The organism is Micromonospora fiedleri (assembly GCF_016774385.1).
Lineage (GTDB): Bacteria > Actinomycetota > Actinomycetes > Mycobacteriales > Micromonosporaceae > Micromonospora > Micromonospora gifhornensis.
Window position 1 is genome coordinate 1 of the sequence record NZ_JAETXL010000002.1, and the last position, 24,346, is coordinate 24,346.

26 protein-coding genes, 2 tRNA genes and 1 pseudogene are annotated in these 24,346 nt (G+C 70.8%); 4 read left to right on the top strand and 25 right to left on the bottom strand.

The window, feature by feature from the left end; all coding sequences use genetic code 11:
* Nucleotides 1-1,394: 1,394 nt before the first annotated feature.
* The 7 genes from JMF97_RS04035 to JMF97_RS04065 form a co-directional block, all read right to left on the bottom strand.
* A complete protein-coding gene (locus JMF97_RS04035; RefSeq protein ID WP_203220321.1) occupies nt 1,395-1,550 on the bottom strand; it encodes an uS7 family ribosomal protein in 156 nt (51 codons plus the stop codon).
* An 11-nt stretch (nt 1,551-1,561) separates the two neighbouring features.
* Nucleotides 1,562-3,769: a phage minor head protein gene (locus tag JMF97_RS04040; protein ID WP_203220322.1), complete on the bottom strand. Its 2,208-nt coding sequence runs from the start codon at nt 3,767-3,769 to the stop codon at nt 1,562-1,564.
* 2 nt (nt 3,770-3,771) lie between these two features.
* A complete protein-coding gene (locus tag JMF97_RS04045; RefSeq protein WP_203220323.1) occupies nt 3,772-4,005 on the bottom strand; it encodes a hypothetical protein in 234 nt (77 codons plus the stop codon).
* The gene (locus JMF97_RS04050; RefSeq protein ID WP_203220324.1) at nt 3,998-4,228 is read right to left on the bottom strand and encodes a hypothetical protein; all 231 of its coding nucleotides are present in this window, start codon (nt 4,226-4,228) and stop codon (nt 3,998-4,000) included. Before JMF97_RS04050 ends, JMF97_RS04045 begins: the two co-directional genes overlap by 8 nt.
* Nucleotides 4,225-6,102, bottom strand: coding sequence for a hypothetical protein (locus JMF97_RS04055; RefSeq protein WP_203220325.1), 1,878 nt, complete (start codon nt 6,100-6,102; stop codon nt 4,225-4,227). The genes JMF97_RS04050 and JMF97_RS04055 overlap by 4 nt, the downstream gene beginning before the upstream one ends.
* Nucleotides 6,103-6,105: 3 nt before the next feature.
* Nucleotides 6,106-6,420, bottom strand: a complete 315-nt coding sequence (locus JMF97_RS04060; RefSeq protein ID WP_203220326.1) for a hypothetical protein — start codon at nt 6,418-6,420, stop codon at nt 6,106-6,108.
* 81 nt (nt 6,421-6,501) lie between these two features.
* The gene (locus tag JMF97_RS04065; RefSeq protein WP_203220327.1) at nt 6,502-7,410 is read right to left on the bottom strand and encodes a hypothetical protein; all 909 of its coding nucleotides are present in this window, start codon (nt 7,408-7,410) and stop codon (nt 6,502-6,504) included.
* Between the two features lie 71 nt (nt 7,411-7,481).
* Between JMF97_RS04065 and JMF97_RS04070 the strand changes: the two genes are divergently transcribed.
* Nucleotides 7,482-7,841, top strand: coding sequence for a hypothetical protein (locus tag JMF97_RS04070; protein WP_203220328.1), 360 nt, complete (start codon nt 7,482-7,484; stop codon nt 7,839-7,841).
* 733 nt (nt 7,842-8,574) lie between these two features.
* Here the strand turns inward: JMF97_RS04070 and JMF97_RS04075 are convergent.
* The 4 genes from JMF97_RS04075 to JMF97_RS04090 are packed head-to-tail and all read right to left on the bottom strand — an operon-like array spanning nt 8,575 to nt 12,094.
* On the bottom strand, nt 8,575-9,021 hold the full coding sequence (locus JMF97_RS04075) for a hypothetical protein (protein ID WP_203220329.1): 447 nt from the start codon (nt 9,019-9,021) through the stop codon (nt 8,575-8,577).
* Entirely contained in the window at nt 9,008-9,706 is a 699-nt protein-coding gene (locus tag JMF97_RS04080) for a hypothetical protein (RefSeq protein ID WP_203220330.1), read from the bottom strand. Before JMF97_RS04080 ends, JMF97_RS04075 begins: the two co-directional genes overlap by 14 nt.
* 1 nt (nt 9,707) lies before the next feature.
* Nucleotides 9,708-10,544, bottom strand: coding sequence for a phosphoadenosine phosphosulfate reductase domain-containing protein (locus tag JMF97_RS04085; RefSeq protein ID WP_203220331.1), 837 nt, complete (start codon nt 10,542-10,544; stop codon nt 9,708-9,710).
* Nucleotides 10,541-12,094, bottom strand: a complete 1,554-nt coding sequence (locus JMF97_RS04090; RefSeq protein WP_203220332.1) for a ParB/RepB/Spo0J family partition protein — start codon at nt 12,092-12,094, stop codon at nt 10,541-10,543. Before JMF97_RS04090 ends, JMF97_RS04085 begins: the two co-directional genes overlap by 4 nt.
* A gap of 146 nt (nt 12,095-12,240) precedes the next feature.
* On the opposite strand from JMF97_RS04090, the gene JMF97_RS04095 reads away from it, so the two are divergent.
* Nucleotides 12,241-13,569 carry an AlbA family DNA-binding domain-containing protein gene (locus tag JMF97_RS04095; RefSeq protein ID WP_203220333.1) on the top strand — a complete coding sequence of 443 codons (1,329 nt, stop codon included), beginning with the start codon at nt 12,241-12,243 and terminating at the stop codon, nt 13,567-13,569.
* Between the two features lie 8 nt (nt 13,570-13,577).
* Here JMF97_RS04095 and JMF97_RS04100 read toward each other — a convergent pair whose 3' ends face one another.
* From JMF97_RS04100 to JMF97_RS04145, 10 genes are all read right to left on the bottom strand, one after another.
* Nucleotides 13,578-14,975 carry a terminase large subunit domain-containing protein gene (locus JMF97_RS04100; RefSeq protein ID WP_203220334.1) on the bottom strand — a complete coding sequence of 466 codons (1,398 nt, stop codon included), beginning with the start codon at nt 14,973-14,975 and terminating at the stop codon, nt 13,578-13,580.
* 3 nt (nt 14,976-14,978) lie between these two features.
* Nucleotides 14,979-15,371, bottom strand: a complete 393-nt coding sequence (locus tag JMF97_RS04105; RefSeq protein WP_203220335.1) for a hypothetical protein — start codon at nt 15,369-15,371, stop codon at nt 14,979-14,981.
* A gap of 123 nt (nt 15,372-15,494) precedes the next feature.
* Nucleotides 15,495-16,109, bottom strand: coding sequence for a hypothetical protein (locus JMF97_RS04110; RefSeq protein ID WP_203220336.1), 615 nt, complete (start codon nt 16,107-16,109; stop codon nt 15,495-15,497).
* A 67-nt stretch (nt 16,110-16,176) separates the two neighbouring features.
* Nucleotides 16,177-16,473, bottom strand: a complete 297-nt coding sequence (locus JMF97_RS04115) for an Acb2/Tad1 domain-containing protein (protein WP_203220337.1) — start codon at nt 16,471-16,473, stop codon at nt 16,177-16,179.
* A gap of 14 nt (nt 16,474-16,487) precedes the next feature.
* Nucleotides 16,488-16,823 (bottom strand): hypothetical protein, encoded by a 336-nt coding sequence (locus JMF97_RS04120; RefSeq protein WP_203220338.1) that lies wholly within the window; start codon nt 16,821-16,823, stop codon nt 16,488-16,490.
* A gap of 98 nt (nt 16,824-16,921) precedes the next feature.
* Entirely contained in the window at nt 16,922-17,848 is a 927-nt protein-coding gene (locus JMF97_RS04125) for a ParB N-terminal domain-containing protein (RefSeq protein WP_203220339.1), read from the bottom strand.
* On the bottom strand, nt 17,845-18,321 hold the full coding sequence (locus tag JMF97_RS31915) for a DUF6085 family protein (RefSeq protein WP_203220340.1): 477 nt from the start codon (nt 18,319-18,321) through the stop codon (nt 17,845-17,847). Before JMF97_RS31915 ends, JMF97_RS04125 begins: the two co-directional genes overlap by 4 nt.
* On the bottom strand, nt 18,318-18,773 hold the full coding sequence (locus tag JMF97_RS04135; protein WP_203220341.1) for a hypothetical protein: 456 nt from the start codon (nt 18,771-18,773) through the stop codon (nt 18,318-18,320). Before JMF97_RS04135 ends, JMF97_RS31915 begins: the two co-directional genes overlap by 4 nt.
* Nucleotides 18,770-20,113: a putative antirestriction adenine methyltransferase gene (locus tag JMF97_RS04140; RefSeq protein ID WP_203220342.1), complete on the bottom strand. Its 1,344-nt coding sequence runs from the start codon at nt 20,111-20,113 to the stop codon at nt 18,770-18,772. The genes JMF97_RS04135 and JMF97_RS04140 overlap by 4 nt, the downstream gene beginning before the upstream one ends.
* Before the next feature lie 38 nt (nt 20,114-20,151).
* Nucleotides 20,152-20,223, bottom strand: a tRNA-Gly gene (locus JMF97_RS04145).
* Nucleotides 20,224-20,398: 175 nt separating this feature from the next.
* Between JMF97_RS04145 and JMF97_RS31725 the strand changes: the two genes are divergently transcribed.
* Nucleotides 20,399-20,581, top strand: coding sequence for a helix-turn-helix domain-containing protein (locus JMF97_RS31725; protein WP_169596521.1), 183 nt, complete (start codon nt 20,399-20,401; stop codon nt 20,579-20,581).
* Between the two features lie 106 nt (nt 20,582-20,687).
* Here JMF97_RS31725 and JMF97_RS04155 read toward each other — a convergent pair whose 3' ends face one another.
* The 3 genes from JMF97_RS04155 to JMF97_RS04165 all read right to left on the bottom strand — a co-directional run bounded on the left by JMF97_RS04155 (nt 20,688) and on the right by JMF97_RS04165 (nt 23,002).
* Nucleotides 20,688-21,269, bottom strand: coding sequence for a hypothetical protein (locus JMF97_RS04155; RefSeq protein WP_203220343.1), 582 nt, complete (start codon nt 21,267-21,269; stop codon nt 20,688-20,690).
* A gap of 79 nt (nt 21,270-21,348) precedes the next feature.
* Entirely contained in the window at nt 21,349-22,662 is a 1,314-nt protein-coding gene (locus tag JMF97_RS04160; protein WP_203220344.1) for a tyrosine-type recombinase/integrase, read from the bottom strand.
* Between the two features lie 256 nt (nt 22,663-22,918).
* Nucleotides 22,919-23,002 (bottom strand) — tRNA-Leu (locus tag JMF97_RS04165).
* 208 nt (nt 23,003-23,210) lie between these two features.
* Here JMF97_RS04165 and JMF97_RS32305 point away from each other — a divergent pair.
* A pseudogene (locus JMF97_RS32305) lies at nt 23,211-23,822 on the top strand (tetratricopeptide repeat protein); the annotation flags it as partial.
* Here JMF97_RS32305 and JMF97_RS04175 read toward each other — a convergent pair.
* Complete coding sequence (locus JMF97_RS04175; RefSeq protein WP_203220934.1) at nt 23,785-23,997, bottom strand: hypothetical protein; 213 nt, start codon at nt 23,995-23,997, stop codon at nt 23,785-23,787. The pseudogene JMF97_RS32305 and the gene JMF97_RS04175 sit on opposite strands and share 38 nt — an antisense overlap.
* Between the last annotated feature and the right edge of the window lie 349 nt (nt 23,998-24,346).

The following is a 24,346-nucleotide window of genomic DNA, read 5'->3' on the forward strand; positions in this document are numbered from 1 at the left end:
GCAGCGCGGATCCAACACGCGAGTCGGTCGGTCCTGAGTCGGTGAGCCAGCGCGCGGGCAGCGCGGATCCAACACGCGAGTCGGTCGGTCCTGAGTCGGTGAGCCAGCGCGCGGGCAGCGCGGATCCGGCGCGCGGGCAGCGCGGATCCAACACGCGAGTCGGTCGGTCCTGAGTCGGTGAGCCGGCACGCCACTACACCCGTCGCCGCATGCTCCCTACACCGCGCTGGCATCCGTTCGGCGGGATGCAATCACCATCGGTGCCCCGCCCCGGTTGTCTCCGCCCCGCTGTCTCCGCTCCGCTGTCTCCGCCCCGCCCCGCCCCGGTTGTGTCCGCCGTACTGTCTCCGCTCCGGTCTCGGCCTCCGCGAGGTTCCGACCCGTCCTCCGCTTCGGTCTCCGGCGACTTCGTCACCGCTTGCCCGTCAATACGGCGACGGGTCAGGGTGACGGTGACCGGTCAGGGTGACGGTGACGACCGGTCAGGGTGACGGTGACCGGTCAGGGTGACCGTCAGAGTGACGGTGACGACCGGTCAGGGTGACGATGACGAGAGCCCGGCAGCCATCCCGGCGAACGACCACCCTCTACCACCCGCCCCCCATGCCGCAGGGTCCACGGCCGCTCCGGAGGTCCGGCTACGCCAGACGTGTCCACACCGACTGACTCAGAGCACCCCGTCCTGCTGAACACTTGCTTCTGTGCCTGGCTTCCACCCCGAGAAATCGAACGTCCCCACCAACAAGCATCACCGCTACGGGCAATAACCCTTGCGTGCCGCCGGTTGCGCCTTTTCGCTGGCCAACAAACAGTTGAGACGCCTTCAGGGATGCCGACCGCAGAAGCCGGATGCAACGCTGGCGTCGAGCTGGCCAGTGTGGACGGAGCTCGGCTACGAAGCGGCGCATGACCGAGACATACGCGACCAGGCGCGTCTTGCCAGCAAGTCCGGCTGTCCGCAGGAGGGGCACCTGGCTGAGCGTCGACAGTGTTCGCGCCAAGAACACGGTGCCCAGCAGGGCAGCCTACGTGCAGGCGTCCGCGCAAGATCAGCAGAGCCGCGTTCGTCGACGACGGCATCGGCAGGCACAGTCGCTTGAGGTTCCAGCGCGCCGCCCTCCTAGCCTTCCGGGTCGGAAACATTCCGGCATCGCACCTTCCCAACCAGGACGCTATGCGGCTTTCGAGCCATTTGTCGCCGCGACCGAACGGGGGGCCAGAGGTGATTCACATCACGTCGACCTTGCCTTGCGCCGCAAGGCCCGTCCACCTTCAACCTGAACCCCCACCCAGAGAGGGCGCCACCGCATCCCCTCGAATTCACAGAGGGTAACGGCCAGCCGCAGGCGACGACGCCCCCCAGAAATAGACATTCAGCGATATTCCAACCCTGGCTACTTCCGCACCTGGCGAATCGCGCCGCCGCCGCCCTTCTGGACGTCGGCGACCTCCGCCGCCGTCTTCGAGTTGTACTCGCCACCGGCACGGCCGTCCTCGTAGGACAGCACCCACACGGTGCGCCGTGCCTTACTGCCGCAGTTGCAGCCCACCAGCTTCCCCCTTACCTGCTGTGCACCTCGGCGGCCAATGCCGCCACGAGCGTGCGCCGGTCGCGGCCGATCGTCGCGGCGATCCGGTCGGCGACCGCCGCGTTCGCGACCCGCTGCCGCTCGGCGGCGAACCCGGCCGCGACCGCACGCCGCACCGCCGCATCCAGGACGGCCGGGGACAGCCCGGCCGTGTCGCGCCGGCCGACGGCCGGGCCGGCCGGCTTCCAGCCAGCCCAGCCGGAGGCCACCATCGCATACGCCCGCCCGCCCGACGACCGTCCGCGCACGACGGGGAAGCCGCCGACGTTGACGCACAGCGCTGCGACGAGCTGCCGGGCTCCGCCGATCCACCGCCAGTCCCCGGACAGCGGCGACCGGCGCAGCAGCTGCACCTGCTCCTCGGTGGCCTCGGGCACCAGCGACCCGGCGACCCACGTGCCGTGCGCGTCCCGGCCGGCCCGGACCACCGCCACCTGCGTGCCGGTGTCGTCGTAGTGCGACACCGCCGCGGCGGCGTTCAGCGCCAGGTCGGCGTGCCCGGTCCCGGCAGTGATGTGCCCGACCGCCACCAGGTCACCCTCGGCGGTCTGGATCTCCGGCCGGTGGAACCAGTCGAACCCGCCCTCCGCCGGCGGCAGCACGCACTGCCCGCCGGTGAGGAACGTCAGGTGGCAGTCGTTGTCCGCGAGGTGCCCGAACACCCGCCCGTCAGCGGTCACCTGGATGGGCGTCAGCTCGGACAGGCCGGGGTCGTCGAACCACGCCCGGGGCGGGTACAGCGGAGCGACCTGCTTCGGCGTCCCGCCCGTGCCGGCCGCGGTGACCGCGGCTTCCTCGTCCTCCGGCTCGTCCGAGGGCGCATCCTCGTCGGCCTCGTCGGCAGGCACGTCGTCGACCAGGTCCAGGCGCGCCTCCATGAACGCCTGCGTACCGAGCATCGTCACCGCCATGACCCGGCCCTTCGTCACCGTGATGTACGGCTCCTCGCCGGACTCGATGAACGCTTCCCACTCCTCGTCGCTCATGTCCGCGATCGGCTTGCCGTCGCCGTCGGTGTACACGAACTCGAAGTCGTCCAGGTCCACGCTCGGGAACAGCACCCCGGCCCGCCACAGCTCCAGCGCCTCGGCCAGTTCCGGCACAGCGTCGATGAAGTCACCCTCGCCGGTCAGCTGCGTCGCCTGCACCTCGCCGGCCGTGATTCGGCCGATCGTGACCGCGCCCTCGTGCCCGGGTGCGTCTTCCCTCGCCCACCTCAGCGGCAGCGGCAGGTCGCGGAACGACCACTCGCCGTCTGCCGCGAAGATCCGCCGATCGCCGGACACGGCGCCCAGGGGCGCCAGCGTTCCCTTCCACGTCGTCATCTGCTTGCCACCCTTCGCGGCTGCCGCCGCCGTCACCGTGATGTCCAACCCGGTAGCCCGTCGCGGCCACGGGTGCTTCGGGATCGCAGGTAGCGGCTCCCCCGCCTCTACCTCGATCATGGTGCAGCGGCAGTTCACGACCTGGCCGGGCGGTGCCGCCGGGTCGCCCGGGAACCGCAGCGGCACCCCGCCGACCATGAACACGCCGTCCAGGGCGACGCGCTGCCCGTCCGCGTCCCGGTGGTCGCGCCTCGTCCGCGTGTCGTGGGTGGACACCCACACCTTGTCCAACTTCTCGTCGAGCGCCCGCGCGGACGTCAACCAGGCCGTCAGGGTGCCCGCGTTGTAGGCGCCGATCGTCTCCGTGCGGGCGATCGTCACCGCCCGGTCCTCCCACGCCAGTTCGCCGAGCAGCTGCTCGATGGCGTCGCGGATCCGCGGGATGCTCGCACCCTCGGCCGACAGCTCAGCAACCGCCGCCGTGACCTGCGTCCACGCCGAGTCCGGCACCCCCTGGAGCCGGTTCGGCAACTGCGCCAGGTACTCGTCTTTCAGCTGCTCCACCCGCAGCACGTCGACGTCGCCGCCCGCGGCGGCGACGCCCTCGAGGAACGTATCGTCGACGGCAGGCAGCAGGTGCGCGGTCATCGCCTCGAACCATGCTTGCCCGGCGCCGGCGAGCGCGCTCGGGTCCGGGGGCAGGGCCGCCGCGGTGACAGGCAGCGCCACGGCGCGGGCCGACCGCAGCCAGGCGGCCAGCGCCGCGCGGGCGGCCCGCTCGACGCGCTTCTCGGCGGCAATCACCCGCGCCTCGTGGGTGAGCCGCAGCGGCAGCCACTGGTCCCGCTCGGCCACGCCTATCCCTCTGGGGCGGGCGGCAGCGCGGCGACCACGTTGACCGTCGAGCCCTGGGTCTGCGCACCACCGTCAGGCAGGCAGCGGGGCATCCCGGAGCCGGTGCGCACCACCCGGTAGATCGTCAGCAGGTCCTCGCGCAGCTCCAGCCGCACGAAGTCGTCGTCGAGCTGAATCCCAATCAGCGCGAACGCATCACGCAGCTGGGTGAGGGTCACGTTCGCCGGGTCAGCCACTGGTCCTCCTGGTCTGCTGGTAGCGGGCCGCCTCCTGCGGGTCGCAGGTGTGCTCCGCGTCGGTCAGGGGCGGCTGGTCGCCGCCCCACAGCTCGCCCCACCAGCCGCAGGTGCGGCACCGCGACCAGCGGATGACCTGGCAGCCCTTGCCGCGCCCGGACCGCTGGCAGGCGTGCCCGTGCGCCAGCACCAGCTCAGGGACGAGGCCGGTCGGGGCGGTCACGCCGGCACCAGCTCCCCCGCGACGGTGCGCGCCAGGTGCTCGCGCAGCTCGTCGACGTCGTGCCGCCGCCCGCTCACCAGCAGCGCACCGACGTAGCCGGTGAGGGCGGCCGTCAGCTTGTCCGGGTCGACGCCGAGCCGGCCGGCCACGGCCGGGACCGCCGTGAACGCGCCCTGAAGCAGGCGGGGCACCGACGTGGGCGTGGACTGCCGCACCGTGTGGTACTCCCACACGGACAGGTCGGTGTGCCGGTACCGCTCACGGCCGATGACCCGCTTCCCGGCGACTTCCAGCGCCCGCAGCGCCAGGGCCTCGCACGCGGCCACGAATGGTCCGCTCAGCGGTTCCGCCGCAGCTACGAGCGCCGCCTTCTCGGGCGGCCCACGGCGTTCGGTGTCGCCGTCGGGCGGCGGCGCCGTGGCCGGCGCGGGGTCTTCGGCGGTCGGTGGCTCGCCGGCGGGAAGTTCGGCCGGCGCGGGCGGCTTCAGCTCTGCCGGGTCGACCTGCACGCCCACCTGGGCGACCTCCAGCAGCCGCTGCACGAGCAGCGGACCAGCCGCCGGCACCGTCCGGATGATCTCCAGGAGTCGGCGCAATTCCCGCTCATCGTCTGTGGGCTTGTCCTCGTCACCGAACCCCGTCTCCCGGCGCAGCGCGTCGCCGGACAGCTCACCGAGTCCGTAGAGGTCTTTCGCGTCGGCACCCTTGTCCGGGCTCTGCGTCAGTTCGCTGGTGTCGTACCAGACGATCCATCGCTTCGGGTCTGCGACGCCGGCCGCGCCCTCGAGCGCCGGCCACAGCATCTGCTGGGTCAGTGCCGCGCACACCAGCTCCAGCTTGCTCTCGACGTGGTACTTGATCGTCGCCTCGTCGGTCATCCAGGCGCCCCAATGGTTCGCCTGGGTCATGCCCAGCAGCATCTCGGGTGGAGCGTCGAGACCGAGGGCGAGCCGGCGGATCGCGCCGTCGAGCATCGACGGCACCGACGACGACAGTTCCGTGGCGAAGCTGAGCAGACGAGCCTTCTCCAAGTGCTCCGCCGGCCCCTGCACGACGATCGGCACCAACGCGGCAACTGAGTCGCGGTCCTTCACCGCGGTGGTCATCGCCTCGGTCAGCGTCGCCAGGAACGACGACACCCCGTCCTCCGGGTTCTCCTCCTGCTCGGGGGCGACGAAGCTCAGCTCGTTCGGCAGCAGCAGCACACCCGCGCCCGCCAACCGGGAGTCGATCTGCGACTGCACGTACTGCGTCAGCCGCTCGATCAGCCGCAGCACCCGCCGGTTGGACTGCACCTGTGATGACGGCAGGGCGTGCTTGCGGGGGCTCGGCGACCAGATCCGCACGATGACCGTCTCGTCGGGCTCCAGTTCCCTGGCGCCCGCGCCCTGGTCGAGGACGTACTTCCCGGCACGCTCGGACAGTTCCTCCGTCGACGCGATGATCCACGTCTCCCGGTCGGTGGCATTGCCGTCCTCGTCGCGTTCCGGCTCACCGATCAGGTAGCACTCGCCGGGCACACCAAGCTGGATTCCGGCATCGGACAGCAACTCGGCTTGCTTGCTCGGGCCGCCGAGGAACGTCTCGTTAACGCCGGCCGGCGCCTGATCCGGCGTCTCGACGGGCCGCCCCGCGTCGTTGACCTGCGTGATGTACAGCCGGGCCCGGCCCATTGCCTTGGCGATCGTGTTCACCAGGTAGGCCAGTTCGCCGCACTCCTCGTAGTGCCGCCACGCCTCTTCCTGCCACTGCTGCTTCGTCACCTTCCGCAGCGCGCCGCTGGACTCGTAGCGCATCTTCGCCGCCGACGCGACGACTGCGGTCGCCTTGCCGAGCGGGCTGTCGGCGTTCGGCTTCGTGCCCCACCAGGCCATCGACTACGCCTCCGGCTCGGCGCGCACGAGCAGGCCGGTCGCGTACGACAGGGCCAGGGCCATGGTCGGCACGTCCACCCACCAGTAACCGGACCAGCGGGGCAGGTACGACAGGTGCCACCAGCCGGCGGCGGCCGGCACGGCCACCCACACGGACAGACACCACCGGCACATCAGCAGGTACGCCAGCGGGCTGCCCTCGGGGAGTCGCCTCACAATCGCTTCCCGCAGCGGGCGGGTGATCTCGTCGGCGACGATCAGCCGGGTCACCCGGGCCACGACCAGCAGCACCACCGCGATCTCGATCAGCCCCGTCACGGCTATGAGCATATGCAAAGGCACTGCGGCCGGACACCATCCGTCGGCGCCAGCCCGTCAGATCATCTGACGGACCGGGTATCACAACACCTTGAGGTATCCACCGCCGCCGGGCGTATGGAAGTAGTCGAAGCCCATCTCCTTCAAGATCCGCCTCAGCCGCTTCGCCACCTCTACGGCTGCGGCGATCAGATCCTCACGCGGTAGGACCACGTCGGCGCCGGGCAGATCCTCCACGACATCCAGGATCCGGCCAGCCACCGGGACCCTCGCCCATGCCGCTGGCGATATCACACCGGTGACGACGCCGGCCGCACCGTAGCCGAGGACCTTCGACATGCGGTCCAGCGAAGCGAACGCAGCGTGGTACGCGCCCATCACGTCACCCGTGACGTCCCAGGCGGTCCGAGCAGCGCGGAAGGTAGCAACGACGCCGGAAACGTCGCCCGGGCCGACCAGGTTCGCGGGGTCCGTCCACCCCCGCTCATGCACGGTCCGCTCACACCGGAACTCGTCGATCGCGCTCTCGGCGAGCCACAGGTACTCCCACATGATTTCCCGTTGCGGCAGCGTGAACGGCACCCGCCGGTGCACTGCCAACGCAGCGTCTCCGTGCTGATGCAGGCGCACATGCTGCGCCTCGTGGAGCAGCATGTGCCGGGCGGGCCGGATCCCGTGCGGCATCAGGCCGCTGCTGGCCACGACCACGATCCTGCCGCCCGGCAAGACGCAGGTCTTGGCTGCAGCCCGCGCCCCGTCGGCCCTGTCGGCCCGGTACTGCTCGGCGGTCATCGACTGGTTCGCGCGGTCGACCTCCTGTACCAGGTACTCGCCGGCCACCTTCTCGTACTCGTCGGTGATGACCACCTCAACCTTGTCCGGGTCGGGCACCTCGGCGGCGAACTCGGCAAGCAAGGTGCTCCAGTTTGCCCGCTGGGCAGCCGGCAGGTCACGGACTACCCGGTACGTCACATTGATCTCACTGGACATCCCGCCAGTATGTCCGCGAGGTCGGACAGTCTCACGCATGCTCGAACACATGTACGACTATCCTGCGAGACGTGGAGTGGCGCAACCGGTGGTACATCACCATCCGCTGGGACCAGGCCGACAACAGCCCAGCCGGCGTGACGGTCATCGAGCGCGCCGTCGACTCCCCGGCCCAGCTGCGGCAGCTGGTCGCACGGGCCCGCGCCGACCCGCACGTGGCCGCCTTCCCGTACCGGCAGGTGCGGGAGCTGGTCGGCGACGAGCCGCAGCAATGCCGCGTCGGGCACCCCTACGCCGGTGGGTCCGCGACCCGACCCGTCCGGGACTGGTGGGCGTGCTCGTGCGGCGGCCACTTGGTGCTGCGCTGCCTCTGCGGCGACGTCTTGGCGGATCCGCCGATCGAGAGCGGGTGCGACGTCCGCCCCAACTAGGGACGTCCGGCGGACAGCCGCGCGGCCGACAGCGTGCGCCGAACAGCGGCAAGAGCCCACCGAATCTCGGTGGCGAAGCGGTGAAACCCTGGACGTCGCCCCACCGTGCCAGGCAGTATTCCTCGCGAACGTTATCGGGCCCAACTTGGCGACTGATCGTCGACTAACGCGCTCCGGTGGCCCGATATCACTACCGGCTTGGAAAGCCTCCCGATACGCATCTACAGTCTCTTGTCGGAGGGTGGACGTGCCGATCGCGTCAACCCACTCGGCAGGCTCGTCTACCGTGCTACCCGGCACGGGACAAGCGACGGGCACCCGGTGGCCGCCGGGTGCCCGTCAGGTACGTCGACCGTATTCGCATCCAACCGCAGAAGGAGGCCAACGCATGTCTAGCGTACGGCCTGGCAACGCAGAACCCCATCATGGGGTCGGAAACTCCGTTCTAAATTCCGTTCCACAATCAGTTCCACAGTCCGGGCCGATCGCGCCGACCACAATTACAACGTCAATATCAACGCGCGAACGGCTTCTTCCCGTCAGCATCCTCATCAAGCTGACTATCGCCGCTGGTATCGGGGTCGGCGAACACTTCACTCTGGACGAGATCGGCAGCGCGGTGAGCTTGGGCCTCATCGCGTACCTGGTGATGGACCAGGTGACCCGGCAGCTCCGCTAAGGCAGGACGGCCCCCGCACCGTCTGGTGCGGGGGCCGCTGGTCCGCAGGGCGGACTAGCCCGCCAGTCGTGGCCTCCCATCGTTGCCGCCGAGGTTCCCGACCAGCGCCGCTGCCCCGCGCCGTTCCGTCTCCTGGACCGCGCACACCATGCACAGCACCAGGGTCGCGTCCGGTGCCCGCATCGCCACCGCCTGCTGCCTCGGGCCAATCCACATGTCCGTGCCGCAGTCGCCGCACCGCGTCAGCGAGTGGTCGACGGTCGGCACGTACCGGGGCACGTCCGCGCCCTCCAGCAGCTCGTTCATGTTCGTCGGCGGGCACGCCAGGATCATCCGCTTGTCCCGTGCCAGGCCGCCGTCGCGCTGGGCGATGTTCACCGCCGCGCCGACCTCGACGTCATCCGCGCCGAGCGCCCGCATCCGCTCCGGGTCGAGCGTCCCGAAGCGGTTCAGCAGGGCTTCCCGCGCCACATCGAACGCGCTGCGCTTACCGTCCTCCATCGTGAATTCTCCTCGCTTCCCCGGGGAGCGTCTTCTCGACGACCCGCCCGTCCTCGTCGACCACCACGCCGGGCCCGGCGACGTTCCCGCCCGCGTCGCGTACCGCCGCGATCCGGGCGAACAGCTGCCGGCCGTGGCCCAGCGCCGCCACCGACGGCACCACCACCAGCTCGACGCGGCCGTCCGCCACGTCCGCGACCACGGACCGCCACGCGTGAGCACCGACGTGCTCACACACCACGTCCAAGCCCTCGTGCACCGCCCAGCGCTGCGCCACCTTCGCCAGCTCCTCGGCGGCCGCCCGGCCACCGCGCAGCACGCCGATGAACACCACCGCCCGCCGCCGCTCCCACTGCCGCTGGTCCGCGTTCCAGCGGGCCTGCGCGTACAGGCGGGTCAGCTCCGGCCCCGACCCGGGCACGTCCGAGGAGCACCGCGACCAGGTTTGGGCCTCGCGGTCCCACTGGACGTGCCAGCCAAACTCGCGGCACTCCCGGTGGCCGGGCCACCGGCCCGTCCAGTCGGCCTGCCCGCAGTCGTGTCCTGCCGTGTCGGCCTGGGCCCAGCACCACATGCGCTTGCGGCCGGTGGCCAGGCACTCGGCCACGTCGCAGTCGTCGGCGTGCGTCTCACCGATCCCGACCTCGCAGGCCGGGCAGCTGCCGCGCAACAGCTCCTCGTCCACGTCACACCCCGGCCTCGTCGAGGATCTGCGCCATGCTGAGGTCCTGGCGGAAGCGGTGCCCGATCTCCGCTTCCACTGCGGCATACTCGCGCGCCAGGTCAGGACGAAGGCGGCACGCGGTCAGCAGATCCTGCCGCGACGCGAGCACACAGAACGAGCACGACAGCCGCGACATGCCCTCGTCGTACGCGGGGTGGTACGGCAGACCCCTGGCGCGGATCCGGTCCCACACCTGATCGACGGTCCAGCCGAGGACGGGCAGCCACGTCCACACATGCCGGGTCGTCTGCGTCGACGCTGCCTGGTCGTAGGCGAACGGTTCCTTGGCCGCCCGACCCCGCGACTCCTGGGCGCGGAAGCCGTAGCACTGCACGATCCGCGCGGGCCGGTCCAAGGCGAGTTCGCGCGCCAGCTCTGTCAGCAGGGTCCGGCCGGGCCCACGCTTATGGTCGCTGCTGCACCACCGCCGCGCGGCGTCGGGGAACTTCCCTCGCCGGCGGATGTCGTCCAGGAGGTCCGGGCCGCGGCGACTGCGCACCTCGAACCGAAGCCCGTAGTGCTCGGCGTGCTGCTGGGCGATCTCACGGGCGCCGGGCCACTCGACCCGGCCGAGGTCGTTGTGCTGCACGACCACGCGGTTGAGTACCCCGGCGGCGTCGGCGGCGTGCGCGACGACGTCCAGCATGGCCAGGGAGTCCTTTCCGCCGCTGTGGTTGGCCACGACCACGTCGCATTCCGCGAGGTCAGGCGCGTTCGGGGGTGGTGTCGGGAGGCGCCGGGAGGCGGCCACTGCGGTGGCCGCCTCCCGCCCGTCCCAGGCAGGGACGAGTCGCGTCATGCCTGCGCTACCCCCTCCGTGTCAGCTTCGGTGCGCGGGTCCGGGTCGAGTTCGGAGCCGGGGTCGACGTCGTGCTCGGGCAAGGCCACGTCCACGATCCCCGGCTCGGCGTGGTCCTGTTCGCCGTCCTCGTCGTCTTCCTCGGCCTCGTACCGCAGGAGCTCGGCTTCTTCCTCGGCGATGAGCGCGGTGCGCCATTCGGCTTCGGCGTCGGACAGCTCGTAGCCGTCCGCCTCCAGTCGGGTCAGCCAGGGCACGATCAGGTCTTTCCGCTGGGTCCAGCGGCCTAGGGCAGCCTCACCGGCGTTGTACTCCTGCGCGCCGATCATGCGGGCCACGAGCAGCCGGTTCAGCCGGTCCTGCCCGGCGGTGAGGCCGTCGGCCAGCTCGCCGCCGGCCAGCTCGCGGATCAGCTCCTCGTCGATCTGGTGCACCAGGAAGCGGGGCTCCACCACGGCGAGCCGCATCGCGTCGACCAGGAGCGTCTTGGCGCCCTTCGCGCTGCCGTACTTCTCGACCAGGAACTTGCGGCGCACCGTGGCGGCTTCCTTCAACCGCTCGCGGCGTTCCTCCTTCGCCTTCGCTTCGGCCTCCTTCGCGGCGATCTCGGCGGGGCTCTTCCAGTAGCTGTGCCCGGTCCGCTGGTAGCCGTGGGCCTCCGGGTCGAGGCAGACGATGACGGCCTCGGCGCTTTCCCAGCGTTCCTCGATCAGTGCGCCGTACCCGTCGAGGGTCTTTACCGTCTCCGGGTCGATGCTCTCGCCGTCGGCGGTGGTGAGCTGGTCGAGCCGCGCCATCTGGCAGTTGTACGGCCACCCGTCCTTGGGCTTCTTGACGATGGTCACGCCGGCCGCTTCGAGTTCGGCTCTGAGCGCCGCGACGGCTTCCTTGACCGTGCGCTTGCGGCGTTCCTCGCCGACCTTGTGCTTGATGCCCCAGCTGGTGTCGACGTCCTTGAGGATCTTCTCCAGCGTCTTCGGGTCGTCCTCGAACTCGGCCAGCTCGGCAACGTCGTCGAGGGACAGCCGGCCGGCGTCGGCGGCCGCGGTGGCTTTCTCACCGAGCTTGACCAGCCGCAGCGAGTCGTGGACGTGCTTGTAGCTGCGCCCGGTGCGCTGGGCGATCTGGCTCGGGTCGAGACCGAACAGCTCCAGCTGCGCGTACGCGACGGCCCGTTCGGTGGGCGTGAGGTCGGCGCGCTGGTCGTTCTCGATCAGCATGGACACGACCTGGCTAGCGGGCACGCCGGCCAGGTCGGGGCGCACAAGGCACGGCACGGTCGGCGGCACGCCGTCGGGCCATTCCCCGGCTTCGAGTACCTCGGCGGCGGCCTTGGCGCGACGGTGGCCGGCGACGATGAGGTGGCCGCCGTTGTCGGGGACCACGAGCAGGGCCTGGAGGACGCCGCTGGCGGCGATCGAGGCGCGCAGCTCGGTCAGGTCGCCGTGCTGGGTGCGGACGTTCCGCGGGTTGGCCAGCAGGTCGCGCGGGTCGATGTCCGCGAGGTACGGCGCCTTGGCCTTCGGGCGCCGCTCGGTGGCTGCTGTCACTGGTGGTCCTTCCTCTTCCACGTGAACTGCGTACAGCTCATGCCGTACATATTCATTGTATCACTCAAGATCATCGCCCGTCTAATCGAAACCCCGTCTGACCTGCGAATTTGCCTGAAGGCGCCCGGCGGTCCACGATCGAATCCATGCCGACACTGCGGAACCGTCGACTCGAACAGCTCCTCGGCGGACCAATCGACGAATCCCTGACCTACAGCCAAGTCAAGGGATTGATCCCCGCGACGACCGAAGGCCCCGACCTGGACTTCAAGCGGGACACCTATGGCGGCAGCAGCAGCGAGCGAAAGAAGCTCTGCGGCGACGTCGGCGCTCTCGCGAACGCCACCGGCGGCATCCTCATCCTCGGCATGGACGAAGACGAACAAGGCCGCGCGAAGCACGACACCGGCGTCGACATCAGTGACGACGAACGGCGACGCCTCCGACAGACCGTCTACGGCAACATCCAGCCGACGCCGACCTTCGACGTCATCCCCGTCGAAGACCCCGACCGGCCCGGCAAAGGCTTCCTCATCATCTGGGTCGCGCGATCGGCACACGCGCCCCACGCCTACGTCAACGAGAACAAGTCGTTGCTCTACCCCAAGCGGATCGGCACCGAGACGATCTGGTTGTCCGAGAGCGAGGTCGCCGAGGCGTACCGGGCACGGTTCGCCGGCTTGACCAGCCGTATCGAAGAGGCCGTACGCCTCGAAGCCGATTTCACCTCGCGCCATGCCCCCACGGAACTGTTCGTGCTGGTCACCCTCGTCCCGGACGTGCCAGGCGGCTTCACGATCGACACAGCCACCCTGAGGGACTTCCAGCTGAGCAACATGAAGCCCGCCGACGCCTTCGGCATCCAGGTACGCAGCTTCCTCCACTCGACTGTCCGGCATCGCCGCCTGGTAGGTATTGGCACCTTCGAGCCCGGCAGGCCCTACTCGCGCGGCGCCTGCGAACTTCACGAGAACGGCAGCGGCGCATTCTCCACTAACGTCAGCTCGGAGAAATCCGGGAACATGGATCCCGGTGGTCGTCTGGTGGACTCGCAGTGGCTCACCTTGGGGGTCGCCGCAGGGCTTCAACTCCTTGCCCGCCACGCACGCGATCGTGCGGCGGCCGGTGGGCTCGCGACCGTCCGCGCAACGATCTGGCCAACGCATGGCCCGGTCACGCTGGTTTCCAACCTCGGCTGGGCGAACGATCCGATCGGTACCGAATCCATCACCGAACAGCCGTACGCCGACACCGTCGCCGATCTCGACGACCTCTGCACCGGGGGCAGCGGCCTGGTCGCCACGACGTACCGCCTGACCAGCGAGCTGTTCCAAGCGTTCGGCGCACCCGAGGTAGCACAGATCACCGCAGACGGCGAAATCCGCCTCCCGGAGTGGAACCGGTCCGGACATGAGCGGATCGCCCGTTGGGCCGAGGCAACGGGCGTCCAGGTTCTCTCGGAGGCGCTGGGCTGATTCCGCCATCAGCGCAGTCCTGAGGTGGGCCGGGCCCGCTGTCCGAGTGGCGAGGCCACCATCGCGCGGCGAGACTCCTTCGCCCGCAGATACGTCACCCCGTGCACCAGCGCGTCAAGCCGGTCCGGCGAGTCGCCCGACTCCGGCGTCCACGTCGTCAGCTGGTCCTCCAGCGTCGGGAACGCGCCGACGTGATGCACCCGAGGCGGGTCCACCTCGTACCGGGCCGCGACCGGTTCCGCCCGCACTCGCTTCGACTGGCGGGCCTGCACCACGTCGATCGGCGGGTCACCGCCGCCGATCAGGCCCTCCTTCTGCATGGCCACCCAGGCGTCGACCAGGATGTCCCGCAGCCACGCCGACGAGCCCTCGTACACCACCACGTCCGCGTCGACGTCCAGGTAGCACTGCCAGATCCGGCGGGCCGCCGCTATGCCGGCGATCTTCATGCTTCGGTCGGCCAGCACGTAGTGCTCGCCGTCCTCGCCCCGGCCGACCGCGACGATGCCCGTCTCGTCGCTCGTCTCCGACACCGTGTCCGCCGGGTCCACCGACACGACGGTCCGGACCAGCGGGGGCACCTCGTCCTTGTCGACCCGCCCCGCCTCGATCCATGCCGACTTCCACAGCGCGCCCTCGACATCGGTCAGCAGCTCGGCGTCCAGTTCCTGCCTGCCCAGCCGGGTGCCGCCGTACTGCTCCAGCAGCTCCTCCAACGCCTCCGGGCTGAGGTTCGCCGCGTTGTCCAGCGTCTTGCCGCGGGTAATCACCACCCGGGGTCGGCGGCTGCGCGCTAGCTGCTTCTTCGCCCGCGTCAGCAGCTTCTTCACGTGCGGCAGCGGCTTCGGCGTCGTGCTGATGACCATGCGCGGCTCGGGTGCCTCACGCATGCAGAACCACAGCATGTCGAACACGCCCTGCGCCGTCTGCAACGGCCAGGCCGCGTACTCGTCGAGCCAGCAGCCGTCGAAGTCGTAGCCGCGCAGCGTGTCCGGGTCCTGCGCGCCGAACCCGCGGATGATCGCGCCGTTCGTGAGCTCCAGGTACGGCTCGCTGCGGTTGAACGTCCGCACCTGCTTCGGCGGGATCACCGCCAGCAGCCCGGCCCTCCTGGCGGTGAAGCACACGTTGTAGACCTCGCGGTGCGTCTTTGCGATCACCGCGTAGTGCCCGCCCGGCCGCGTACCGGCCCAGCCGCGTACCGTCTCCGCGCCGGTGCGCGTCTTGCCGAAGCCACGACCGGCCAGCAGCATCCAGATCCGGTAGTACGCCGGCTCCATCTGCTCCGGCCGGGCCTGGCGCTGCCAGTCGTACCGGACCATGCCCTGCACCTCGGACACCTCGCGCAGGTACGCGGCCAGCTCGGCGTCCGTCATCAGCGCCGGGTCCGGGTACGACAGCAGCATCGGTCAGCGCCCGCACCACAACTCGGACTCCTGCTCGCGCAGGTCCACGATCGAGCACCAGACCAGCAGCAGCAGCGCCGCCACCATCGGCGCCAGGCAGGCGAACCCGGCCGGGCCGATCCACCGCAGCGCCAGCCAGCCGGCGAGGCCGGTCACACCGAGCCAGCCGGCGAGCAGCAGCCGCCACGCCCACACACGCCGCCGGAACGCGGCCAGTTGCGCTGGCGGCAGCGTGACCACCCGGGCTCGGCCGACCGCCCGACCCTGGACGTTCAGCGTCGCCCACGTCTGCGGGCCGACCCCTGCGATCGGGCCGCCCGGCCGGTACGCGGACCGGGCGGCTGCCGGCCGGCGGTGGCCGGTCAGCAGCCGCACCGAGCGGGGCCCTCGGGTCACCGCACCACCATCAGCACCACCACGGCGGCCGCGTTGCTCACGCCGAGCACCAGCAGGCCCAGCCCTGCCGACCACACCGCCCAACGGGGGGCGTGCAGCTCGACCGCGAGCCGCACTCGCCCGTCAGTCCTCCGTCGACGCTCCACCTGCACCCTCCTCGCGCTCGTCGTCGCCGGCCGGGTCATCGGGGCCGGCGGTCGGGTTGGCCTGGCCGGCGCGGGCCGCCGCCTCGGCCATCAGCGCCCGGAAGAAGTCGGCGCGCTGCTGTTCGGTCATCTGCTCGACCTCGGCGCGGATCGGGCCGCCGTCCGGGCCGGTGTGCGCCGTGGTCGAGTCGGGCAGGCCCAGGGCCAGGCGCTCGACCCGGGTCGCCACCTCCAGCCACCGGGCGATGTCGCCGGGGCTGAGCTTCGACGCGTCGAGGGACTGCAACCGGGCCACGATCTTGGCTTGCAGCGCCGACGCGATCCGCGCGTGCCGCTTCGCCATGTCCCGTCGCTGCTCGGCCAAGCCCTCGACGTACTGCCGGTCCTCTTCCCGGTCCCACGCCGCCGCCCGCTGCACCCACTTCCAGGCGGTGGCCAGCTTGTGGAGGTAATCCCGGCTCTTGTTGACCTCGGAGGCGACCTTCGCGACGGTCCGGGTGCGGCCCAAGTCGCGGTACAGCACGAAGTAGCCGTACGCCTTCTCGGGCTCACGGTCCTGCCGGTCCCAGGGCAGGATCTCCGGCTCGCTCACGGTCACCTCCTTGTGGTGCTCGGGGGGGTGGCCCGGCGGGCGGGGAAGTGCCGGCCGGGCCACCCGGTCAGTGGCCCGGCCGGCGGCCGTTGACCATCGGCGGGCGGGCGATCGCCGCGTTGCCGTACATGAGGGCGTCGTCCAGGGCGGTCAGGACCATCGACGTTTCGCGGCAGGGCGGGAGGCTGCGCATCGCCTCGGCCATGGTCACCTTGATGGCGGCACGCCACCGCCCGTGCGCTTCGGCGGTGGCGAGGTCCTTCGGCGGGTGGTGGTCGCAGCGCCGGTCGAGTTCGTAGCGCTGCCGCTCGTCCAGGCTGGCGTACGGGTCGTCGTCGGCGTGGCTGGTCGGTTCGGGTGCCATGTGGATCCTCCTCGCTAGGGGGTCTCTGTCGTGGACTTCGCTAGGCCGGCCACCTCTTCCTCGGGGGGCTCGGTGAGCAGGAACTCGGCGTACGCCAGCAGAGCCGGGTGGGGCACCGCGTCGGCCCGGGCGAGCCCGGTCGACCGCAGGCCCTTGGCGATCTCGGCCGCCTTCTCCAGTGCCGTGACGCGCCTCAGGTTCAGGGCGCCCAGCCTCTGGAGCCCGGAGAGTTGGGCGCGAAGTTGCTCGCACTCCTCGGTCAGCGCCGCCAGCTTCGCCTCGTGCTCCAAGCGGGTGACGAACTCGGCGGGCGGGTCGTCGGCGTCGGTGCCGGTCGGGTCGGGTGCCATGTGGCTCCTCTCTTTGGGGGGCCGCAATGCGGGACTGCGGCCGGTGGGCTGTGGGCCGGGCGACGGGCTGCCGTCCGGCCCGGGGGCTCCGCCGGCGGTCAGCCGGCGAGGTAGTCGGCGGCCAGCAGCTCCAGGGCGCGCCACCGCTGGTCGGCCGGGATCTCGCCGGACGCGACGAGCTTGTTGACGGCGCGAGTCAGCACGGCGGCGGCGTCGGCAGGCATCGAGCGTGTCTCCAGCACCGTCTCGATGGGGACGAGCCGGCTTGCCGGGCCGATCGGCTCGCCGCTGTCGGGGTCGAGCCATACGCCGTCGCGCAGCTCGCCAAGGTGCCGCTCGAACACCGTCAGGATCAGGCCGAGGGCGGTGGCCACGTTGCCGACGTTGTGGGCGCCGTGGGCGGTCGCGAGGGCGTCCAGGGTGGTTTCGTAGTCGGCGTACCCGGCGAGCCAGCGGGCGTCGGCTTGAACGAGCTTGCGGGCCTCGTCGAACGAGGTGCGCGCGGCTTCCAACTCGTGCGGCAGGAACACCAGCTGGACGGTGGCGAAGTCCAGGTTCGCCTCGCTGAGCCCTTCGAGGTCGACCTGGGCGAGCAGGTCGAGCTGCTTGTCGTCCAGGCCCGAGTAGGCCCGCCAGTCCACGTCGTCCAGCTCCTCGTACAGCTGTTTCAACGTGGCCGGGTCGTCCTCGCCCTCGATGGCGTTGTGGGACAGCTGCAACGCGACCTGCCGGGCGCGGGTGAGCGGCTGGTCGACCACGATGACGTCGACCAGCTCCAGGCCGGCGTCGCGGGCCGCCATGATGCGGTGGTTGCCGGACAGCACCACCATTCGGCCGCCCTGCTCGTCGTTCCACACCAGCGGCGTGCTGGTCAGCGCCCCGTCTCGGCGGACGTTCGCCACCAGGCGGTCGTACGTCTCCTTCCGCATGTATCGCGCGTTGACCTCCAGCAGCGTCAGGCTGCGCGGGTCGACCCTGGCGGGGCTCAGGTTCAGCGGGCCGTCGTCGCGGCGCTCGTCGCTCATCGCGCTGCCCCGATAACGAACCGGCCGTCCTGCACTTCGCACTCGAAGACGCCCAGGGTCTCGGGGGCGACGGTCAGGTCGCGCCCAGCGGCCCGGCTCACCTCGCATCGGAACAGGTTCGGCCGGCACGACAGCGGGTGCTGGACGGTCCACCCGTCGGCCGTTAGCTCGATCAGGTGCGCCGTCTCCGCGTCGACGGGCATCATGCGGCCGGCGCCGGCGAGAGCCGCGACGGCGGCGGTCATTTCCGCGCGGAACGCCGGGTCGGCGGCCATCCGCTCGGTGTACCCGTCGGCCCGCTCCTGGTCGGCCGGGTACGCGCGGAGGTAGCGGGCCCTGGCGGCAGCCCGGACCGCCAGGTCGACGTCGGTGGCCTCCGGGTACGGTGTGCCGGGCAGCGCCCCCGGGTAGGGCGGCACGCAATGCGCTGACTCTCCGCACCAGACTCCGGCGTCGTGGTACTCGTCGTTCACCGCTCACCGTCCCGGTACTGGATGGCGAACCCCGGGATGCCGAGGCCGAAGTCGGGGTCGGCGGTGGACGGCCGGATCGGCGCGTGCAGCGTGAACTCGTCCGGGCTACAGGCGGGACGGCCCGGCATCAGACCGGCGGGGACACCGACCCAGCGGAACCGCTCCTGGCAGGCCAGGCAGCGCACCTGAAGCTCGACGATGTACGCCACCACGGTGGGGTCGTCGTCGGAGGCGGTTAGCCGCTGCACGTCGGCGTCCAGGTGCATGTCGGTGTGGAGGCACGGCCGGTCAGGGTCGGCCGGCTGCGGGTGCCGGAACCGGCCGTGCAGCGGGCAGACGCCGTTGTCGGCGCCCTGGTTGCATCGAATATGGTCGGGGCCGTCCCACATCACCTTGGGACAGCCGGCCGGCTCGGCGGCCGGCTGCTGGCCGCCGTGCTGGTCGTCGTTCATCGCATGTCCTTCCCGTGGCGGCGCTTCCACTCCGCCAGCGCCTCGTGCAGCGTCCAGTCGCCCAGCGGGCCGCCGTACTGGAGCTGGTATCGGTGGATGCCGTCGGCGGCCGGCTCGCTGCGCTTCTGCAACTTCACGCCGGGGATGCCCCGGCCGTACTTCGCCGAGTTCGGCCGGTCCGTGAACGCCGTGGTCGACCACGAGGTGAGCCGCTTCGACAGGGACCGCTGCAACAGCAGCTGCGTCTCGCGGCTGGCGGCCGCCATCACGATCAGCTTCGCCAGCCGCCGGTACCGGGTCCACGACACGGGGAAGTCGCTCATCAGGTAGGCGCAGGCCGGGTCGAACTTGGGCGGCAGGTACGCGAACGCGCCGATGAGCTTGCCGTCGACGCTGACGCCGCAGGCGAGCAGCGGCGACCCGGGCAGGATCGTCTTGCTCATGAACTGCGAGCGGATCGCGGCGAACTGGCCGCCGGACAGGACGTGGATGGCCATGCGGTCGCCGAGCTGCTCGGCGGGGCCGATCTTCGGCGCGAGGATCGGCGCGACGTCCTGGGCGGGGGCGACGACCCGCCGGGCCCCCGACGAGGCGTACACGTAGATCGGCATGCCGCGGTTGGACGTCTGCACGACGCCCCGCAGCCAGGGCCGCAACTCGTCACGCGGGATGTGCAGACCGAGGATCCAATGGGGGCGGTCGAGGACCGCGCCGATGATCTGCTCCTTGCCGTCCTCATCGAGCATCGGATAGTCCGGCGCCGGCCAGTCGAAGAACTCGTCGATGCCGGCGAACTGCGCCTCGTAGTCGCCCGCGTAGAACGGCGGGAACATCGCCACCGGCGCGTCGGCCGGCACGACCGTCTCCAGGTACTCGCGCACGTCGCCGCAGTAGTAGGAGGCGAGGCGCAGCGTCAGCGCGTTCAGCTTCGCCACCGTCTTGGCGTGCATCGTCGGGAACTGGCCGACCGTGGCGCGGACCATCCGCTCGTAGTAGACGCCGGGTCGGCCGACGTACTGGAGGAACCGGGTGCCGAGCATCAGCGACGCCAGCGTGTCGGTCGACGTCGTGAGGTACGGCTCCAGCCAGGCGAGCAGGTCGCGGTGCTCGTCCTTGAGCCGGTAGTCGAGGGGCCGGCCGGCGAGCCACCAGCCGAGGGCGCTCGAGTACGCCTGGACGTCGTTGCCGTGGATGGCCCGCCGCTCACCCGGTCTTGAGTGGAGCGTCCGCTCGATCGTGAAGTTCCCCGAGCAGCCGACGTACAGGTCGGTGTCGGGCCACGACTCGGCGTGCTCGTAGATGATCGAGCGCAGGTCGGCCGGGATGCTGCCGTGGAACACGCGCCTCTCACCACCTTCCCCTGTGGCCGGGCGTCGAGAGCGCCGGCCAGGACTTGAACCTGGGCCTCCGCCCCGGTAGGGCGGCGTGCCACCAACAGCACTTCCAGCGCGCGGCGCGTGCCATGCACGCGCAGTGCCCGATGGTAGCCGTACACCTGGCCGGTAGGTGAGAGGGTCGGCACAGTTCCGCCCGCCCTGTGGCCTGGCGTAGCCCGCCGTAGACCTATCCGGCCGCAGTGGTCTATTGTGACCCCGCACGACGCGCTGAGACGGGAGGGCAGGCAGGTGAGCCAGGACTACACCTACGCGGAGGCCGCGGCGAAGCTCCGCATCGCGGAGACCACCCTGCGGCGCTGGGTGTCGAAGGGCCGCGTGCCGTGCCAGCGCCTCGGCCGGCTGGTCCGGTTCACCGACGAGGACCTGGCCGCTGCGTACAAGAGCTGCCCGGCGCTGGCGGGCCGCCGCTGACGTGGGGGCCTCCGGGCGCTCGTTTGTGCTGCGCACTCATCCGTATCGGCCGGCCGGATGCCGGCAGCCGGAGGCCCCCGCACCACCCCACACCCTGTAGACCGTCCTAGGAGGATCGGGTCGTCGGATCTCGCTCAGACAGGTCGGGGTTAAACCCCAACTTCCCGAGCACCTCGACGAGGACAACTCGCCGGTCAGCCTGCGAGCCGTCGGCGACGGTCATGCCCTTGCCTTCGCGAACCTGGCGGTCCTCCAACTCGGCCACAATCGCGGAGCACTGGTCATACACCATCTCGTAGCGGACGAGGTGTGGCCCCAAGTCGGCATACTGAAGCCTGGTCAGAAAGAACCGGTGCACGATCGCATTCCGGTGCTCGTAGAGGTCAACGACCTCGTTCATCAACGGCTCGTCGATGATGCCGCGCCGCCGGGCCTCCTGGTAGATCGCCCGCTCGCTGAGCTTCGCCCCGCCCGGCACCTGCTCCATGTACTCGCCCACGGTGACCGCATCGCCCGCGAGTTGCTTATCCAGGATGATCGCCAAACGCAGCAGCCCGTCGATCAGCGAGACGTACAGCACCATGCCCTCAATCAAGAAGCCGTGCTCGTGTGCCCGCTGAAGCAGCACCCGGGCGGCGGCGAACGAGTACACGAAGTTACTCATCGGGCTCGTCGACTCAGCGCTCATGCCGCCAGGGTAGGTGCGACCGGCGCACGAAGCGGGCGGCGAAGACTCTGTGGCTCGCCGCCCGCTTCTTCGTCTCCGGCTACCGGCCGGGTCGCGTCTTGTCGGCGTACCGCGCCGCCGTCTCCTTCGACGACCGGTGGATCCGGCCACGGATCTCGGCGGCGCGCATGACTCCGGCGGCGCGCTGCTGCTCGCCGGCCTGGATGCCGGCCTCCAGGAAGCCGCCGACGATCCGCCGGACCGGCTCGTGGTGCGCCGTCGTGTGGTGCACGTACACGTCCATCGTGGTGGACACCTGGGCGTGCCCGGCGACGCCCTTGAGGCCCGGCAGGTCCAGGCCCTCGGTCGCGAGGAGCGTCAGCAGCGAGTGCCGCAGCCCGTGCATCGTCATGTGCCCGCGCAGCCCGCGTGACTCGGCCAGGTGCCGGATCTTCACCCACCGCCAGTCGTAGAAGTCCTCGTACCGCCAGTGGTTCCCCCGGGGCGCCCAGAACAGGAACTTGCCGGCTTTCTCGACGCGCTGGTTGACGACGTGCATCACCAGCGGGTGCAGGGGCACCTGCCGGTAGCCGTTCTTCGTCTTCGGTTTCGGCTGGACCGTCCAGCGTCCCTCGACCTTGCGGAGGACCTGCCGGATCTCGATGGTGCCGAGGTGCTTGCGGACGGCTTCGGGCGGGAGGGCGGCCACCTCACCCCAGCGCAGTCCGCCGGCCAGCTTCGTCAGGAGCAGGTCGGCGGCCTCCGGGTCCACTTCGTACGCCGCGGTGAGCAGGATCGACGCCTGCTCGGGCGTCTCCAGGATGTCCCGCTCGAAGCGGGGGCCGTCGGGCAGGGCCAGCCCTTCCAGCGGGTTGTACGTCCGCAGCGGCGGCTCCTCGTCCTCGCCGGGCAGGCACGCGGCGCGGAAGATCGGGAACAGCGACTCGCCTCGGATGTTGGCGATCGTCTTGCGGGACAGGCCCGAGACCATCATCTGGGTCTGCCACTCGCGCATCATCCGCCGGGTGATGCTGGCGATCGGCACGTCGCCCAGCGTCGGGAAGACGTGCTTCTCCAGTCGCTCCAGGTACTTCCGCTTCGTCTCGGCGCTCGGCTTCGTCAGGGTGTCCAGCCACGTCAGGGCGTACTGCCGGAACGTCATCGCCGTCGGATCGTCGACGGGCGCCGCAGGCGGGGCGGGCGCCAGGTGCCCGAAGCCGTGCTCGACCAGCTGCTCCGGCGACGGCCGGTGGTTGCCGTTGGCGTCGACGAGCGCCTTGAAGCGCTTCGCGTCGGCCTGGTAGTCGAACGTCTCGCCGTCCCAATCGCCGTCGCGGCGGCCGCCGTCGCGCCACTTCACCCGCCACCGGGTGTTCTTGCCGTCTTTGGTTGTCCTCTTCTCGATCGTCGCCACCGTTCCTCCACGTGAGCGGGCGGCCTCGACCCGGTGTCGCGGGCTCTGCCGCCGACCGCGCTTGTATGCGCAGCAATGGGACCGTAACCGCGTTGGCGTGCTGAGACAAGATCGCGCCGCCCGCTGCTGCGGACGGCGCGACTCGTAGCCGGTGATCCCACGGTGATCCCACGGCGGCAACAGCCCGAGAAACGATCAAGGCCGCTGACCTGTGTTCTGCCAGGTCAACGGCCTTCTACCGTGGGTTCCAAGATTGTGTCCGAGGGGGGACTTGAACCCCCACGCCCTATACGGGCACTAGCACCTCAAGCTAGCGCGTCTGCCATTCCGCCACCCGGACCTGCTCTGTCCAGCCTACCCTGCCGGCCTCGGTGGTCCACCATCCGAAAGCCGCCCAGCGGGCCGCACGGGGAGTTACTGTACACGCCGCAGATGGATCATGCACATCGGCATCCGCCGCCCGCCCAGGCCCGACGGGCCAGGGTCCGGGGACGCGTGCGTGCCGGGTCCGCGGGTCGGGTAGCGGTGCAGCGGCGGTACCCGGCAGCATGGGCCACGTGCCCCATGCCTCTCCCCTGGCCGTCGCCCAGCAGCGTGCCCTTGCACTGCGTGGGGCGGGCAACCTTGCCGCCGCCCGTGAGCTGCTGAGTGACGCGTTCGAGTCTGCTCGGCCGCCGTTCGGCAAGGATCATCCGGACGTCCTGAGCACCGCGCACCTGCTGGCTCGGCTGCACCGGGAGGCGGACGAGCCGAGTGCCGCCCGCCGGGTGCTGGAGGAGGCGTTCGCCGCCGGGGAGCGCCGGTGGCCGCTGTCGGACCCGCTGATGCTGGCCTTGTCGTATGAGCTGGGATCCGTCGCGGACGAGCTGGGCAACCGCCACGAGGCCCGCCGAAACTACATGCGCGTCGCGACCGCCGGCCCCGCCGTGCTCGGTGTGGATCATCCCGCGGTACGCGCAGCACGCGAGTATCTCGGCGACGCCACGCCCGCCCTCCAGCCGGCAGCTCCCCCGGCTGGTCAACCGACTCCGGTCGATCAGTCGCCGCATGGAGCGCTTGCCGAGCCGACGGTGTCGCTGGCCGTGCTGTCGACCGCCTGGCAGCCGCACGACGCGTCGATCGTCACCGCTCCACTGCGCCCGGTGGCACCCGCTGCGCCGGCCGCCCCAGCCGTCCCCTATGCGCCCGACCTGCCGCCTCCCGCCCCGACCACCCCGCCGGTGCCGCCGACCCCTGACCCAGCACCATCAGCGCTGCCGCCTCCTGGCCCGGCGCTACCGCCCCCTGGCCCAGCACTGTCCGCGCCGTCGGCTCCTGGCCCCGTACCGACGGCACCGCCGATCCCCGGCCCGGCAACATCGGTGCCGCCTGCTCCGGTGGTACCTGCGCCCAGGGCCGCCCTCCACGACCAGACCACCCGCTTGGGCGAGCCAGGTCTGGCGCTGCAGCCCGAGGCGGCGTCGCGCGAAGCGATGACACCCGGAGCATCGTCGCCAACGGCAACCTCGCCGGAGATGGTCGACGCGACGGAGGTGCTGGGCCTGACGGAGCCTGCGCCGTCCACCGAGCCGGCGGAGCCGGAGGGCGACCAGCCGGCCGCGCCACCCCAGCCGCAATGGGCAAATCCGACGATTCCGGTCCAGCAGATCGGGCCGCTGTTGGCGGAGGAGGCGGCTCGCCTCGG